12 protein-coding genes are annotated in these 15,776 nt (G+C 70.0%); 2 read left to right on the top strand and 10 right to left on the bottom strand.

Annotation, left to right across the window (positions count from 1 at the left end):
• Positions 1 to 5: 5 nt before the first annotated feature.
• A complete protein-coding gene (locus OG709_RS23480) occupies positions 6 to 539 on the bottom strand; it encodes an alkyl hydroperoxide reductase (protein ID WP_250299876.1) in 534 nt (177 codons plus the stop codon).
• A 12-nt stretch (positions 540 to 551) separates the two neighbouring features.
• Positions 552 to 1,106: a peroxiredoxin gene (locus OG709_RS23485; protein WP_250299878.1), complete on the bottom strand. Its 555-nt coding sequence runs from the start codon at positions 1,104 to 1,106 to the stop codon at positions 552 to 554.
• Positions 1,107 to 1,236: 130 nt separating this feature from the next.
• Between OG709_RS23485 and OG709_RS23490 the strand changes: the two genes are divergently transcribed.
• On the top strand, positions 1,237 to 2,199 hold the full coding sequence (locus OG709_RS23490; RefSeq protein ID WP_250298174.1) for a hydrogen peroxide-inducible genes activator: 963 nt from the start codon (positions 1,237 to 1,239) through the stop codon (positions 2,197 to 2,199).
• A 65-nt stretch (positions 2,200 to 2,264) separates the two neighbouring features.
• On the opposite strand, the gene OG709_RS23495 is transcribed toward OG709_RS23490, so the two are convergent.
• From OG709_RS23495 to OG709_RS23515, 5 genes are read right to left on the bottom strand one after another with little or no spacing between them, the layout of a single operon-like run.
• Complete coding sequence (locus OG709_RS23495) at positions 2,265 to 4,568, bottom strand: FtsX-like permease family protein (protein WP_266641047.1); 2,304 nt, start codon at positions 4,566 to 4,568, stop codon at positions 2,265 to 2,267.
• Complete coding sequence (locus OG709_RS23500; protein WP_250298172.1) at positions 4,565 to 5,251, bottom strand: ABC transporter ATP-binding protein; 687 nt, start codon at positions 5,249 to 5,251, stop codon at positions 4,565 to 4,567. The genes OG709_RS23495 and OG709_RS23500 overlap by 4 nt, the downstream gene beginning before the upstream one ends.
• A complete protein-coding gene (locus OG709_RS23505; protein WP_250298170.1) occupies positions 5,248 to 5,772 on the bottom strand; it encodes a PadR family transcriptional regulator in 525 nt (174 codons plus the stop codon). The genes OG709_RS23500 and OG709_RS23505 overlap by 4 nt, the downstream gene beginning before the upstream one ends.
• A 14-nt stretch (positions 5,773 to 5,786) precedes the next feature.
• On the bottom strand, positions 5,787 to 8,111 hold the full coding sequence (locus tag OG709_RS23510; RefSeq protein WP_329167647.1) for an ABC transporter permease: 2,325 nt from the start codon (positions 8,109 to 8,111) through the stop codon (positions 5,787 to 5,789).
• Entirely contained in the window at positions 8,108 to 8,800 is a 693-nt protein-coding gene (locus tag OG709_RS23515; protein WP_266641045.1) for an ABC transporter ATP-binding protein, read from the bottom strand. The genes OG709_RS23510 and OG709_RS23515 overlap by 4 nt, the downstream gene beginning before the upstream one ends.
• A 270-nt stretch (positions 8,801 to 9,070) precedes the next feature.
• Here OG709_RS23515 and OG709_RS23520 point away from each other — a divergent pair, with 270 nt between their 5' ends.
• Complete coding sequence (locus OG709_RS23520) at positions 9,071 to 11,347, top strand: transglycosylase domain-containing protein (protein WP_266641044.1); 2,277 nt, start codon at positions 9,071 to 9,073, stop codon at positions 11,345 to 11,347.
• 63 nt (positions 11,348 to 11,410) lie between these two features.
• Here OG709_RS23520 and OG709_RS23525 read toward each other — a convergent pair whose 3' ends face one another.
• The 3 genes from OG709_RS23525 to fomD all read right to left on the bottom strand — a co-directional run bounded on the left by OG709_RS23525 (position 11,411) and on the right by fomD (position 15,749).
• On the bottom strand, positions 11,411 to 12,877 hold the full coding sequence (locus OG709_RS23525) for a catalase (protein WP_266641043.1): 1,467 nt from the start codon (positions 12,875 to 12,877) through the stop codon (positions 11,411 to 11,413).
• 195 nt (positions 12,878 to 13,072) lie between these two features.
• The gene (locus OG709_RS23530) at positions 13,073 to 14,896 is read right to left on the bottom strand and encodes an ATP-binding SpoIIE family protein phosphatase (RefSeq protein ID WP_266641042.1); all 1,824 of its coding nucleotides are present in this window, start codon (positions 14,894 to 14,896) and stop codon (positions 13,073 to 13,075) included.
• 187 nt (positions 14,897 to 15,083) lie between these two features.
• Complete coding sequence (fomD, locus tag OG709_RS23535) at positions 15,084 to 15,749, bottom strand: cytidylyl-2-hydroxypropylphosphonate hydrolase (RefSeq protein ID WP_250298161.1); 666 nt, start codon at positions 15,747 to 15,749, stop codon at positions 15,084 to 15,086.
• Positions 15,750 to 15,776: the final 27 nt, after the last annotated feature.

A 15,776-nucleotide genomic window follows, 5' to 3' on the forward strand; every position in this document is an offset into this window, starting at 1 on the left:
ACTGCCTACTCGGCCAGCACGGCCTCGGAGTCGAGCGTCACGCCGACCGCCTGCAGGACGGCCGCGATCTTGAAGGCCTCCTGGATGGTCTCGCGGTCCACGCCCGCCTTGCGGAGCACCTGCTCGTGCGAGTCGAGGCACTGGCCGCAGCCGTTGATCGCGGAGACGGCGAGCGACCAGAGCTCGAAGTCGACCTTCTCCACGCCCGGGTTGCCGATCACGTTCATCCGCAGACCCGCACGGAGCGTCCCGTACTCGGGGTCCGACAGCAGGTGCCGGGTCCGGTAGAAGACGTTGTTCATCGCCATGACGGCCGCGGCGGACCTGGCCGCCGTGTACGCCTCGGGGGAGAGGTTCGCCTTGGCCTCGGGCTCCAGCTCGCGCAGCACCTTCGGCGACCGCGACGCGATGGCGCAGGCGAGGACGGTGCCCCACAGCTGCTGCTTCGGCAGGTCGCTGTTGCCGATCACCGAACCGAGGTTCAGCTTCAGGTCCTTGGCGTAGTCCGGTACGGCGGACTTCAGTTCGTCGAGTGACATCCGGGGATCAGCTCACTCGCCCGAGAGGAGCGCGACCGGGTCCAGGGTGTTCTCGCCCTTGGTCCAGTTGCAGGGGCACAGCTCGTCGGTCTGCAGGGCGTCGAGGACCCGCAGGACCTCCTTGGGGTTACGGCCCACGGAACCGGCGGTCACCATCGTGAACTGGATCTCGTTGTTCTGGTCGACGATGAAGACGGCGCGCTGCGCGAAGCCGTCAGCACCCTCGATGCCGAGGTCACGCATGAGCTCGTGCTTCGAGTCGGCCAGCATCGGGAACGGCAGGTCGGTGAGGTCCGGGTGGTCCTTGCGCCAGGCGTGGTGCACGAACTCGGAGTCACCGGAGAAGCCGAGGACCTGGGCGTCACGGTCGGCGAACTCGTCGTTCAGCTTGCCGAAAGCGGCGATCTCGGTCGGGCACACGAAGGTGAAGTCCTTCGGCCACGCGAAGACGATCTTCCACTTGCCCTCGTAGGTCTTGTGGTCGATCTGCGCGAACTCCTTGCCGCTCTCCAGCGAAACACAAGCAGTCAGGTCGAACTGGGGAAACTGGTCACCGACAGTGAGCACGAACTCTCCTTGCAGCGGAGGAATTCCCTTTTGGGGCGTTCCTGAGGGTTGGACGGATTACAGAGTGACACAGCATCCATTGATCACAGAAATAGCTAGACTTGGTTGTCGTGATCGGAGGTACCTATCAGTGACGCCCGTATATAGGGGAAAACAGCCCAGCCACCGGGGAAAGCAACCCAGCCTGGCGCAGCTCCGCGCCTTTGCCGCCGTGGCCGAGTACCTGCACTTCAGGGATGCCGCCGCGGCCATCGGCATGAGCCAGCCCGCGCTGTCGGGGGCCGTGTCGGCGCTGGAGGAGACGCTGGGGGTGCAGTTGCTGGAGCGGACCACCCGCAAGGTGCTGCTGTCGCCCGCCGGGGAGCGGCTGGCGGCGCGTACCCGGGTGGTGCTGGACGCGGTGGGGGAGCTCATGGAGGAGGCCGACGCGGTACGGGCGCCCTTCACCGGGGTGCTCAGGCTCGGGGTGATCCCGACCGTCGCGCCGTATCTGCTGCCGACCGTGCTGCGGCTCGTCCACCGTACGTACCCCGAGCTCGACCTCCAGGTGCACGAGGAGCAGACCTCGTCACTGGTCGAGGGGCTGACCGCCGGGCGGCTCGATCTGCTGCTGCTCGCGGTGCCGCTCGGGGTGCCGGGCGTGGTCGAACTGCCGCTGTTCGACGAGGAATTCGTGCTGGTCACGCCGCGTGAGCACTGGCTCGCGGGGCGCGAGGACGTCCCGCGTGACGCGCTGCGCGAGCTGGATCTGCTGCTGCTCGACGAGGGGCACTGCCTGCGGGACCAGACGTTGGACATCTGCCGGGAGGCGGGGCGGTCGGACGGCGTCCCGGTGACGACGACCGCGGCCGGGCTCTCCACGCTGGTCCAGCTGGTGGCGGGCGGCCTCGGGGTGACGCTGCTGCCGCGTACGGCGGTACGGGTGGAGACCGGGCGCAACGACCAGCTGGCCACGGCGTACTTCGCGGAGCCCGCGCCGATGCGGCGGATCGCGCTGGCGATGCGGGCGGGGGCCGCGCGCCAGGAGGAGTTCACGGCGTTCGCCGGGGCGCTGCGGGAGGGCGTACGGCCGTTGCCGGTGTGGCTGGCGTAGGCCGCCGCCCTCCCGCGGCTGGCGTCGGCCGCCACCCTCCCGCCGTTCGGCCCTCCCGCGTCCCGCTACTCCGTACGCAGCCCCTCGGGCCGCATCAGCCGCCACAGCGGCGGCATGCTGATCGCCGTCACCAGGACGACGACACCCGCGCCGATGCCCGTCAGGGCCGTGACCGCGGACCAGTCGACGGTGACGGTGTGGCCGACCATCCGGAGCAGGACCGTTCCCAGGCCCAGCCCCACGGCCGCGGCCAGTACCAGTCCGAGCGCGACCGGAACGGCGGTCTGCCACAGCACCGACCAGCTCATGGTGGAGCGGCGGGTACCGAAGGCCGCGAGGGCCGCCAGCAGCCGCCGGCGGTCGCGGAGCTGCTCCAGGACCGAGACGAGCAGGCTCGCGCCGATCAGCAGGAGCACGGCGGCGGCGCCCATGTACAGGCCCTTGCGGACGCCCGTGAAGCGGCTGTCCTCGCGGGCCTCGTGCAGGGCGACGGTCTCGATCATCGGGTTGTACCTGGCCACGGTGTTACGGACCAGCTCGGTGGCGTCCGTCGCCGCCGGGTCGACGGTGACGTAGACCGTGCGCAGCATGGAGAGGTCCTTGGCCGGCGGCAGCGCGCCGGGGGTGATCAGCACGCCACCACCGCCGGAGCTGCCGGCCGGGTCGGTCCGCAGGCTCACCGAGCGGGTCCCGGCGGGCAGCGTCCAGGGGACCTGATGCCTGGCCTGTCCGCCGAAGGACGAGCTGAGGAAGAGGTGCCTGCCCGGCTTGGCGATCTTCGGGAGGTTCGCGTCCCAGCCGCCGGTGGTGACGAACGTGTCGCCGTCCCTGCAACTGGGGAGGGTGGCGATCTCGCGCAGCGCGGTGCAGTCCCCGGAGAGCACCTCGCTGATGTCGCCCGCGGACTTCGTGGCCGAGACGGAGGCCCGGCTGACCGGCAGCGCCTTGGTGACGCCGGGCGTCCTGCGCAGCGCGTCGGTGATCCTGGTGCCCGAGTCGTCGTTGGTGACGACCAGTTGGGCGCGGGTGAGGTCGGCGCCCGTCTCCTTGCTGTAGTCGCTGTCGACCCCGGCGAACAGCATCTGGAGGGCGATGGCTCCGGCCACCGCGACGGCGATGCCGTTGACCAGGCGGGCCGCGTTTCCACTCGTCAACTGGAGCCTTCGGATGGCAAGTTGCCAGGAAGTCGGGCCGCCGCTGAGGCGGTTGACGACAGCTTCGACCAGCCAGGGCAGCAGCGCCGTCACGCCGATCAGCAGCAGCACCGTCCCGGAGATGACCTGGGCGTTGTTGAAATTGCCGTGGGTGCGGCCCGTGCCCGTCATCGGGAGGAGCAGGGCGAGTCCGGCGACCGGCAGCAGGACGCGCCACCAGACGCGGCGGCGGCGCGGCACCGACGTACGGACGACACCGAGCGGTTCGATCACCACGCCGCGCAGGGTGAGCAGGGTGACGCCGACGGCCGAGGCGGGCACCGAGGCGGCGACCAGCACGGCCAGGCCGATGCCCGGGTTCAGGTCGGCGGGGAAGAGGTTGATCCCGGCGACGTCGATGTCACCGGCGAAGCTGCGGGCCACCAGGAAGAACACGGCGCCGAGGAACAGCCCGAACAGAGAGCCCGCGAAGGATTCGCCCGCGGCGATACGGCGGGTCATCCGGGAATCCGTACCGATCAGCCGCAGAGCGGCCAGTCGGCGGTCGCGGCTGTCGCTGCCGAAACGGACGGCGGCGGCGATGAACACACCCACCGGCATCAGCAGGACGACGAAGATGATGACGACGAGCAGGCTCAGGACCGGGTCCATCGCGGGCTGGGGCGGTACGTCGGAGAACGCGTTGATGCGCCGTACGGTGCCGCCGTCCGACAGATCGAGACGGTCGCTGCCCGCGTAGTAGGCGAGTTCGTGCGGCCCGGTCAGCCCGGCGTCGCCGATGGTGCCGGCGATCCGGTACGGGATCCGCTCGCGCAGCAGCTTGCCGTCGGACGAGCCGAGCAGCGCCTTGAGCGCCGGGGACGCCAGCATCTCACCGGCCTTCGGGGCCGCCGGGATACCCGCGGGCACCGGCGCCTGCGGGCCCTCGGGCTTCATCAGCCGGCCGCGGACGTCCTTGCCCCGGTACGTGGTGTCCGACATACCGAGCAGCAGCGTGTCGTTGCCGCGCTTGTCGACCATGGCGGCGCCGAAGTCGTTGCGGTTGTCCTTCCGCGCGTCCCGGGCCGCGAGCGCCCCGGGGATGGCGGTGGTGACCAGCAGCAGGGCCACGCCCAGGCCCACGCCGACCGCTGTCAGCAGCGTACGGGTCCAGCCCTCACGGCCCCCGCCGACAGCGAACTTCATGCCCATCGTGAGGTCTTGCGTCCAGCTCATACCGCGTGCTCCAGGTCCCGGGATCTGCCGTCGCGTACGACGACCTCGCGATCGGAGTAGGCGGCCACCCGCGGCTCGTGCGTGACGAGCACGACGGCCGCGTTGGCCGAGCGGGCGGCCTGGGTGAAGAGTTCCATGACGCGTTCGCCGTTGAGGGAGTCGAGCGCGCCGGTCGGCTCGTCCGCGAACAGCACGCGCGGCCCGGTCACCAGCGAACGGGCCACGGCGACCCGCTGTCCCTGACCGCCGGAGACCTCGCCGGGCCGCTTGTGCCCGAGGTCGGCGACTTCGAGGCGGTCCATCCACTCCAGCGCGCGACGCTCGGCCTCCTTGCGCTTGAGACCGTTCAGCCGGAGCGGCAGCGCGACGTTCTCCGTGCAGGTCAGCTCGGGGACGAGCTGCCCGAACTGGAAGACGAAGCCGAACTCGCTGCGGCGCAGGGAGCTGCGCTCGGAGTCCGACATCGCGGACAGCTCGCGCCCGTTGTAGGTGATGGTGCCCGAGTCGGGGCGGACGATGCCGGCCAGACAGTGCAGCAGCGTCGACTTGCCGGAGCCCGACGGGCCCATGACGGCGACGACTTCACCGGCGTGGATGGAGAACGAGGCGCCGTCGAGCGCGGGGGTCGGCCCGTACACCTTGTGCAGGCCGTCGGCGTGGAGAAGGGAGCCGGCGGGAGTCATGCGGACACCTCCGTGGCGAGCTGGTCGAGCCGGGCGGCGGTCAGTTCCAGCCAGCGCAGGTCGGCTTCGAGATGGAACAGGGCGTGGTCGCAGATCAGCTGGTCGGCGAGGTCGCCGCGGCGCTTGCGGTCGGTGAGGATGCGCATCAGCCGCAGGTGTTCGGCCCGTTGGGTGTCCAGCAGGTCGGCGGCGCTGCGTCCGGTGAGCAGCGCCAGGACGACCTTGGTGTACAGCGTGGACTGGAGGTACGGCTCGGGCTTCTCGGGCGACGCGAGCCACTGGTCGACGTCGCTGATCCCGGCGTCGGTGATCGCGTACCGCTTGCGCTCGGGGCCGCCGCCGGCTTCCACCCCGTCGACCTCGACGAGGCCGTTCTTGAGCAGCCGGGACATGGTCGAGTAGACCTGCCCGTAGTGCAGCGGTCTGTCATGACCGAACTTCTCGTCGAAGGCGCGCTTGAGGTCGTAGCCATGGCGCGGCCCCGACTCGAGGATGCCGAGCAGTGTGTGGCCGATGGACATGTGCGTGGCCCTTCCTATTCGGTACGGAGGCCGTCGGGGCGCATCATGCGCCACAGCGGAGGGAGGCTGAGCAGGGTGACGAGCAGGATCACTCCCGCTCCCGCACCGGCCAGCGGGACGAAGCCCCACCAGTCGGTGACGGACTTGCCGATGAGCCGCAGCAGTGCGGCGCCGAGCCCGAGACCGCCGGCGACGGCGAGCGCGAGGCCGAGCACCACGGGCAGCGCGGTCTGCCAGAGCACCGACCAGCCGAGGGTGGGACGGCGGGTGCCGAAGGCCACCAGGACGGACAACAGCCGCTTGCGTGCGCGCAGTTGCTCCAGCTGGGAGACGAGCATCGAGGCGGCGATCAGCACCATGGTCGCGGCGGAGGCGGCGAGCAGCGCGTTCTCGATGCTCGCGTACTGCTTGTCGCGCTCGACGGCAGAGATGTCCCACACCCGCATGAGCGGGTCGATCCCGGCCGCCGTGTTGCGTACGTGATCCGCGGCGTCCGGCACCGAACGGTCGGTCTTCACCAGGGCGGTGGTGTCCGCGTCCGGCAGCATCGACAGATCGATCGCGGACGGGGTGAGGAAGATGCCGTCGCGTGTCTGGCCCATCGGGTCGACGCGGGCGAAGACCGTGGGCGTGGACTTCGGGAGCGTCCAGAGCCTGGGGTGGCCGTCGCGGCCGACGTTGAGCTTGCCGCCCGGCCGTACGGTCTTGTCCACCCAGTCGTTGGACTCCTTGTGCCCCTTGATGTGGACGACGAAGGAGTCGCCGTCCTCGCAGGAGGGGAGGGTGGCCAGTTCGCGCAGGGTCGCGCAGTCGCCGATGGTGAGGGAGGTCGTCGGCCAGGGCCCGGCGGCGTTCGGGTCGCCGTCCGGCTTGTCGGCGTAGCCCTCGATGGCGCCGATGACGGCCTTGACGCCCTTGGTCTGCTGGAACGCGTGGATCATCTGCTGGGCGCGCTCCGCGCTGGGGTACGACGCGCTGATGTGCATCTGGGCGCGGGCCGGGTTCTGGCCGGTGATCCTGTTGAAGTCGTCGTGCAGCCCGGCGAAGTACATCTGGAGCGCGACCGCCCCGGCGACGGCGACCGTGATGCCGCTGACCGCGCGGGCCGCCGATCCGCTGTTCAACTGGAGCCTGCGGGTGGCCAGCTGGAACGGCACGGGCCCGCCCCGCATCCGGCCGACGACCGCCTCGACGACCCAGGGCAGCAGGACGGTGAGCCCCGCGAGGATCAGGATCGCGCCGCCCGCGATGGGGTACGGATCGATGAACTCGGTCTTGTTGGTGACCCGGTTTGCCTTCAGCAGCAGGGCCAGTCCGGCGAGGGGCATCACCAGACGCCACCAGAACCGGCGGCGGCGGGTGGTCGTCTGCCGTGCGATGCCCAGCGGTTCGACCGTCACGGCGCGCATCGCGAAGAGGGTCACGGCGATGGCCGACAGCGGTACCGCCACGACGATCAGCGCGGCCAGCATCGGCACCGGGTCGAGATCGGACGGGAAGACGGACAGGTTCCACACCTGGACGCCGCCGATCAGCTCCCGGCCGATCAGGAAGAAGACCCAGCCGAGCAGCACCCCGAGCACCGCTCCGGCGAACGCCTCACCGGCCGCGACCCGCCTGGTCGTACGGGTGTCGGCGCCGACCAGCCGCAGCGAGGCGAGGCGCTGGTCCCGGCGGTCGCTGCCGAAGCGGACCGCGGTCGCGATGAAGACGGCCACCGGCGTGAGCAGGACCACACAGCCGAGCACGGAGAGCACGACCAGGAACGGCGACAGCGGGACGCTGTCCGGACCGCCGCCGAAGTGCGCGAGCCGGTGGGCGCCGGTGTGCGGGGTGAGGGTGGAGCTGCCCGCGTAGTAGAACAGCTCGGCCGGGTCGTTCAGCCCGGCGTCCCCGATGGTGCCGGCGATCCGGTACGGGAGGCGCTCGCGGAGCAGCTTGCCGTCGTCGGATCCCAGCAGGTCCTTCAGCGCCGGTGAGACGAGCATCGTGCCGTCGGCGGGCAGTGCGGAGATCCCCGGCGGGACGACCGGGTGCTTGCCCTCGGCCCGGAGCAGATAGCCGTCGACGGTGGTCTTGCGGAACACGCTGTCGGCGTGGCCGTAGAGCACGGTGCTGTCGCTGCGCGGGACCGAGTGCCCGAAGGGGGGCTCGGTGACGGTGCGCGCGTGTGAGCGTTCGGTGCGGCTGTTCATCGCGTTCGGCACGGACGAGGCGGTGAGCAGCAGGGCCACCCCGAGCGCCACACCGACCGCGGTGAGCACGGTGCGCACCCAGGACTCCCGGCCGCCGGCCACGGCGAACCGGACCCCCATGGCGAGGTCGCTGCGGCGGCTCATGAGGCGAACTGCGCGGCGCGGTCGCGGGACTTGCCGTCGCGTACGACGACCTCGCGGTCGGAGTAGGCGGCGACCCGGGCCTCGTGGGTGACCAGGACGACGGCCGCGTTCGTGGAGCGGGCCGCCTCGGTGAAGAGTTCCATGACGCGTTCGCCGTTGAGGGAGTCGAGTGCGCCGGTCGGCTCGTCCGCGAACAGCACGCGCGGTCCCGCCACCAGCGAACGCGCGATGGCGACCCGCTGGCCCTGGCCGCCGGAGACCTCACCCGGCCGCTTGTGCCCGACCTCGGTGACTTCCAGCCGCTCCAGCCATTCCCGCGCCCGGCTCTCGGCCTCCTTGCGCTTGACGCCGTTCAGCCGGAGCGGCAGCGCGACGTTCTGCACACAGGTCAGCTCGGGGACGAGCTGACCGAACTGGAAGACGAACCCGAAGTCCGTGCGGCGGAGCTCGCTGCGGCCCATGTCGTTCATGCCCGTGAGGGTCAGGTCCCCGTACCGGATGGTCCCGGCATCGGGCTCCACTATCCCGGCGAGGCAGTGCAGCAGGGTCGACTTGCCGGACCCGGACGGTCCCATGACGGCGACGATCTCGCCGGGCGCGATGGCGAAGTCCGCACCGTCCAGGGCGGGGGTCGGGCCGTAGGCCTTGTGGAGGTCGGTTGCGCTGAGCAACGGAGGCTGGGATGGCATGCCGAGGACTATACGCACTACGTATACCCACGGTGTATACCGGGGGTGCATAGTGACCGGAAATGCTGACGAAGACTCTCAATTCGGGCGACTTTTGTGAGGAATTGATGAGGTGCGGCAACCTTGCGAGGGAGATACACGTCGGTTCCCTATGAGACGGGTGCTGATTGTCACGTACGGAAAAGACCGGATCGGGCGCCCTATGTCCGCAGGTGCGGTGTTAGCTTTCGACAGCTGACCTGGGTGAGAAGAAGGCGGAGTCACAGAGCGATGGGCCGTGCGGACGATCGACGAGCCCGGCAGCGCGGGGCGCGCCGGGCCAAATCCACGAAGAGCGGCATACGCCGGCTCTTCACCTGGAAGAAAATCCTGGGCAGCTTCTTCGTGCTCTGCCTGCTGGTGATGGGCGGCTTCGTCGCGCTCTACCTGTACGTGCCGATGCCGACGGCCAATGCCGACGCGGAGCTGCAGAGCAACGTCTACAAGCTCAGCAACGGCAAGGTGCTCGCCCGCACGGGCAAGGTCAACCGCGAGAAGGTCGACCTCTCGGAGGTCCCCCTCGACGTCCAGCACACCTTCGTCGCCGCCGAGAACATGTCCTTCTACAAGGACCACGGCGTCGACTTCCGGGGCACCGCCCGAGGGCTCTACAACACCCTCCAGGGCAGGAAGCAGGGTGGCTCGACGATCACCCAGCAGTACGTGAAGAACTACTACCTGAGCGCCGACCAGACCGTGACCCGCAAGCTCAAGGAGCTGGTGGTCTCGCTCAAGGTCGACAGGAAGTTCACCAAGGAGGACATCCTCGCCGGGTACATCAACACCAGCTACTACGGCCGGGGTGCCTTCGGCATCCAGGCCGCGTCGCAGGCGTACTACGGGATCGACGCCAAGAACCTGAACGTCAGCCAGGGCGCGTACCTGGCGTCGCTGCTCCAGGCGCCGAGCCAGTACGACTGGGCGGTGGCGACCGACGAGGGCAAGAAGCTCGTCCAGGAACGCTGGGGCTACACGCTCGACAACATGGTCAAGATGAACTGGCTCGACAGCGCCAAGCGCGGCGAGCAGAAGTTCCAGATACCGCAGAAGCCCAAGCCCGAGGAAGGTCTGAAGGGTGAGACCGGGTATCTGGTGAAGGCGGCCAACCAGGAGCTGGAGGCGCAGGGCCTCTCCGAGGCGGAGATCGACGCCGGCGGCTGGACGGTCACCCTCAACATCGACCCGAAGAAGCAGGCGGCCCTGGAGAAGACGCTCAAGGAGCAGCTGACCGACAAGCTCACGCCCAAGACGCGTCCGGTCGACGCGGACATCGAGGCGGGCGCGGTCTCGGTCAACCCGCATACCGGCGCGATCGAAGCGCTCTACGGCGGCCAGGACTACCTGAAGCACGAGATCAGCAACGCCAAGCGGACCGACTACCAGCCCGCTTCGACCTTCAAGCCGCTGATCCTCGCGGCGGCCCTGGAGTCCGGCGCCAAGACGCAGGACGGCAAGCCGATCACGGCCGACACCATCTACAACGGTGACAGCAAGCGCCAGGTCGTGGACAGCAACGGCAACAACGTCGGCTTCGACCCGCCCAACGAGGACGACCACAACTACGGCCCCATCACCGTCCAGACCGCGATGAACAACTCGGTCAACTCGGTGTTCGCGCAGATGGGTGTCGACGTCGGCCTCGGCAAGATCAAGACGCTCGGCGCCGACCTCGGCATGAGCCGGATGAAGACCGCGCAGGCGGTCCCCGCCATGACCCTGGGTTCGTACGGCGCCAGCCCGATGGAGATGGCCGGGGTGTACGCGACCCTCGACAACCACGGCAAGAAGGTCACGCCGACGATCGTGAAGTCGGCGACCCGCCCGGGCCGGGAACCGCTCAAGATGCAGAAGGGCATCGGCGACCAGGTCATCAGCCGTCAGACGGCGGACGCGGTGACCTCGGTGCTGACCGGCGTGGTCGACCAGGGCACCGGCAAGGTGGTCAAGAACAAGGACCAGCAGGTCGCGGGCAAGACCGGTACCTCGGACGAGAACAAGTCCGCCTGGTTCACCGGCTACACCCCGAACCTGGTCACCTCGGTCGGTCTGTTCGGTGAGGCCGCCAAGACCCACACGGTGAACGGCAAGACCGTCCACCAGGGTGACCAGGTCACCATCAGCGGTGCGGCGGGCAGCCCGACGGGCCGTATCAACGGTGGTGGCTTCCCGGCCCAGATCTGGGCCGCGTTCACCTTCGGCCTCGATCTGAAGCCGAGCAAGTTCGACCTGGACACCGACCAGGGTGCGGCGGTCAAGCCGGACTACACCCCGCCGCCGCCGCCGTCGAACACGCCGTCCCCGCCCGCGAAGGACACTCCGCCCGCGTCGCCGCCGCCCGTGTCGAAGACCCCGCCCCCGCCGTCGGACCCCGGGACCCCGCCGCCGTCGGACCCGGGAACCCCGCCGCCGTCGGACCCCGGGACCCCGCCCCCGCCGCCGGACCCCGGGAGTTCGCTGAACAACCAGTTGCAGCAGAACCAGCAGAACGGTCAGCAGCGCGACCGCTGACGTACGGGGAAGGGCCCCGCGGCTTCGTGCCGCGGGGCCCTTCCCCGTATGCGTGGCAGCAGCTCAGCCGTTCGGCTTGGCCCTAGCCGCGATCCGGTCGCCCGTCGTCTTGTCGATGTTGCGCCAGTACTGCAGCGCCCGGTCGAGGACCGGCGCGGAGACGCCCTGGGCCAGATGGCCGACGACATTGTCGACGAGCCGTGCGCGCTGGTCGTCGTTGAGGACCTGGCGCACCATCGTGCCCGGCTGGCCCCAGTCGTCGTCGTCCCGGCGCAGCGTGTACGCCTCGCGGACCATCTCGCCGGCGGACTCCCACCCGGCGGGCTCCCCGTAGCGGGCGGTGTCCGCGGCGGGGCCGCCGTAGGAGTTGGGCGCGTACGGCGCGGACGCGGCGGACGGCTCGTACCGCATCGGCCCGTCCTTCGCGTACGAATTGACCGCCGAGCGCGGCCGGTTGGGCGGCAGCTGCGTGTAGTTCGGCCCGATCCGGTAGCGGTGCGTGTCCGGGTACGAGAACATCCGGCCGAGCAGCATCTTGTCCGGCGACGGGCCGATGCCGGGGACCATGTTCGAGGGCTCGAAGGACGCCTGCTCGATGTGGACGAAGTGGTCCTCGGGGTTCTTGTTCAGGGTCATCCGCCCGACATCGATCAGCGGGTAGTCGCCGTGCGGCCACACCTTGGTCAGGTCGAAGGGGTTGAAGCGGTAGCCGGGGGCGTCGTCGAACGGCATGACCTGGACCTTCAGCGACCACGACGGGGCGTTCCCCGACTTGATCGACTCGAAGAGGTCCCGCCGGTGGTAGTCCGTGTCGACCCCGGCCATGGCGTCGGCGTCGGCCTGCGTCAGGAAGTCGATGCCCTGGTCGGTCTTGAAGTGGTACTTGACCCAGAACTTCTCGCCCGCGCCGTTCACCCACATGTAGGTGTGCGAGCTGTAGCCGTTCATGTTGCGCCAGGTCTTGGGGATGCCCCGGTCGCCCATCAGCCAGGTGACCTGGTGCGCGGACTCGGGCGAGAGCGTCCAGAAGTCCCACTGCATGTCGTTGTCGCGCAGCCCGCTGTCGGGGCGGCGCTTCTGGCTGCGGATGAAGTCCTGGAACTTGATCGGGTCACGTACGAAGAAGACCGGCGTGTTGTTGCCGACCATGTCGTAATTGCCGTGCTCCGTATAGAACTTGAGGGCGAAACCGCGGGGGTCGCGCCAGGTGTCGGGGGAGCCCATCTCACCGGCGACCGTCGAGAAGCGGGCCAGCATCTCGGTGCGCCTGCCCGGCTGGAAGAGGTCCGCCTTGGTGAACTGGCTGACGTCGTTGGTGACTTCGAAGGTCCCGTACGCACCGGAACCCTTCGCGTGCACCACGCGCTCGGGGACCCGCTCCCGGTTGAACTGAGCCATCTTCTCGATGAGGTACGCGTCGTGCAGCAGGATCGGCCCGTCGGAGCTGACGGTGAGCGAGTGTTCGTCGCTCTCCACCGGAATTCCCGCGTTCGTGGTGGTGAAGGTGGCCTTCTGGGGTGCCTTGCTCACGAGCGTTTTCCCATCGTTCGAGGGGGTTGGGGGCGCTTCGTCCGCGAGCCCCAGTGAACCCTTCCGACGCCGGGTCGGCAACATGTGAACGGGCCCCGGGTGAGTGCGCGGGCAGCGGAACGGGCCCGCCCCCAGCAGGGGACGGGCCCGTTCCGTATCCGGGTCCTGTCACTCGTCAGGAGGAGCCGCGCGCCCCTACCGTGCCGTCGTACCGATCTCGAACCACACCACCTTGCCGGTGGAGAGCCGGGTCGCCCCCCACCGCCTGGCCAGCCGGTTCACCAGGAAGAGACCCCGGCCGCCCTCGTCCGTCTCCCGGGCCCGGCGCTGGCGCGGCAGCTGCGGGGAGTCGTCGCCGACCTCGCAGCGCAGCACGTCGGTCCGCAGCAGCCGCAGGGTCACCGGCCGCTCGGCGTACCGCACGGCATTGGTCACGACCTCGCTGACCAGCAGCTCCACCGAGTCGGACAGCTCCTCCAGGCCCCAGCGCTCCAGCGCCTGGCGCACCAGCCGCCTGGCCCGGCGCGGGGCCTGCTCCTCCGGGTCGAGGGACCAGTACGCGACGTCGCTCGGCGCGATCCCGTCGAAGCGGGCCGCGAGCAGCGCGATGTCGTCGTCACGGTCGCCGGGGCCCAGCATGTCCAGGACGTCGTCGCAGAGGGCCTCCAGCGGCGGCGAGTGGTCCGGGCCGGTCAGCTCGGCGGTGGCGGCCAGCCGCTCCCGCAACTGCTCGATCCCGGTCCAGACGTCACGCAGCCGGGACTCCACGAGGCCGTCCGTGTAGAGCAGCAGCGTGGCGCCCGCGGGCGCGTCCAGCTCGACCGCCTCGAAGTCCACCCCGCCGACCCCGATCGGGGCGCCGGGCGGGACCCGCAGCACCTCCGCGCGACCGCCCAGGTGCAGCAGCACCGGCGGCGGGTGGCCCGCGTTGGCGATGGTGATCCGGTGCGCCACCGGGTCGTACACGGCGTACAGGCAGGTCGCCATCCGGTCCGAACCGAGCCGCTGCGCCTGTTCGTCCAGATGGTGCAGCACCTCGGCGGGCGGCAGATCCAGCTGCGCCAGCGTCTGGGCCGTCGTCCTGAGCTGGCCCATGATCGCGGCCGATGTCATGGAGTGCCCCATCACATCGCCCACCACCAGCGCGACCCTGCTGCCCGGCAGCGGGATCGCGTCGTACCAGTCGCCGCCGACCCGCGCGGTCTCGGCCGCGGGCAGATAGCGGGACGCCAGCTTCACGCCGGTCGGCTGCGGCAGCGAGTCCGGCAGCATCGTGCGCTGGAGCTCGTCGGCGATGTACGCCTCGCGCCCGTACAGCACCGCCTTGTCGATGCCCAGCGCGGTGTGCGTCGCCAACTGGGCGGCGACCAGCAGGTCGTTGGGCTCGAAGGGGGGCCGGTCCGGACGCCGTACGAAGACCGCGGCGCCGATCACCCGGCGCCTGCCCCGCAGCGGGGCGAGGATCGTGCGGTGTCCGTTCGGCACGGTCCGGTCGGGGCCCAGCAGCTCGGGCAGCGCGGCGCGGGCCGCGGCGGAGTCCCCGAAGACCGGGCGTACGCCCCGGAGCACTTCGGCGAGTGCGCCCCCGGGCAGCACTTCGCACAGCTCGGCGGCGAGCGGCTCCAGCGGCTCCTCCGCCTCTTCCTCGTCCACTAACCGCAGCCGGTCGGTACGGCGCAGCCGCAGCACGAACGGCACGGCCGGCCGCTCGTCACCCACCGGCAGCGGGTCACGGAGGAAGACGAGTATCGCGTCGGAGAACGTCGGCACGGTCGCTCTGCACAGGCCGAGCACGATCTCGTCGAGGTCTATGCCACGGGCGATGCGCCGGGTGGCGGCCCCTACGAAACGGAGTCTGTCGCCCTCGCTGCGGCCGGGCGAGGCCGTCGGCGGTGGCAGGGGCGCGGGGATGGCCCCCGCGGCCGCCACGTCGGCAGCCTGCTGCCGCGGGCGAGTGTGTTCGAGCGGCCTGGCAGCTGCTGGCTGTCGGCCTTCGTGGGAGGTGGTGTGCTCCGTCACGCGAGGGATTCCGTCCGTCCGAGGCAGGTGTGCGATGCAACCGCTTCGACGGTTCGTATACCCGCTGTCATGGCTGCACCCCCCTGTAGTGACATTCGGTCAGTTCATCTGCTGTACGGGATCGTTGTAGGGCGCGGCCCGGCGGACGACGATCCTACGTTTGGCCCCCGGGGGCGCATCAAGGGTCTCACGACGGCATGCGCGCGGGCGTGCGGTCCCAGTCCGCCGGGAGTGCGGGCACGGTCCACCGTGGGTCGGGGCGCCACTCCTCCCAGCCGTCGGCGAACGGCGACCCCCAGGCCTCGATCAGCTCGATCGCGGCACTGCCCGCCGCCCGCACCCGCCGGGCCTGCCCGGCATCCATCAGACCCACCTGCTGGGCCTGCGCGAACTCGTCCTCGTCCAGCCACTGCCAACTGCGGTCGGGCAGCACGGAGATGTCGAGGAAATGATCCTCGGAGTCGATCCCGCCGTCCCACCGCAGGTGCGGCTCCTCCAGGTTCACGTACCAGCTCTTGAAGCGCCAGTCCCGCTCCCACCACAGCCACACCGACCAGGGTTCACCGGGCCGCACCAGCTTCAGCACGCCCATGCCCCACCACCGGTCGCGCACGACGGTACGCGGTCTGGTGTAGCGGGTGGCCAGCGGCTCCCGGTGTACGGGAGTTCCGTCCGCGAGTGCGGGCTTCATGCACTCGGTGCCCGGGGCGACCCAGGCGGCGAGCAGCTCGTCCGTGTCCTGAACGACCGTCACCGGGCGGCAGATGTGCAGGCTGTCGGACGCGTTGCCGCGGTAGCGCCAGAGGATGTGGTCCCCGGGCGTCCAGTGTCGTGTTCCTCCTGCACCTGTCATGGAGAGATCCTAGACCTGTCCGCCCCT

Origin of the sequence: Streptomyces sp. NBC_01267 (genome assembly GCF_036241575.1) — a bacterium.
GTDB lineage: Bacteria > Actinomycetota > Actinomycetes > Streptomycetales > Streptomycetaceae > Streptomyces.

Bases quoted from the DNA above. Each gene is read 5' to 3' on its own strand.
- OG709_RS23495 (WP_266641047.1), bottom strand. From the start codon at position 4,568: ATGAGCTGGACGCAAGACCTCACGATGGGCATGAAGTTCGCTGTCGGC.
- fomD (WP_250298161.1), bottom strand. From the start codon at position 15,749: ATGACAGGTGCAGGAGGAACACGACACTGGACGCCCGGGGACCACATC.
- OG709_RS23520 (WP_266641044.1), top strand. From the start codon at position 9,071: ATGGGCCGTGCGGACGATCGACGAGCCCGGCAGCGCGGGGCGCGCCGG.
- OG709_RS23515 (WP_266641045.1), bottom strand. From the start codon at position 8,800: ATGCCATCCCAGCCTCCGTTGCTCAGCGCAACCGACCTCCACAAGGCC.
- OG709_RS23505 (WP_250298170.1), bottom strand. From the start codon at position 5,772: ATGTCCATCGGCCACACACTGCTCGGCATCCTCGAGTCGGGGCCGCGC.
- OG709_RS23510 (WP_329167647.1), bottom strand. From the start codon at position 8,111: ATGAGCCGCCGCAGCGACCTCGCCATGGGGGTCCGGTTCGCCGTGGCC.
- OG709_RS23500 (WP_250298172.1), bottom strand. From the start codon at position 5,251: ATGACTCCCGCCGGCTCCCTTCTCCACGCCGACGGCCTGCACAAGGTG.
- OG709_RS23480 (WP_250299876.1), bottom strand. From the start codon at position 539: ATGTCACTCGACGAACTGAAGTCCGCCGTACCGGACTACGCCAAGGAC.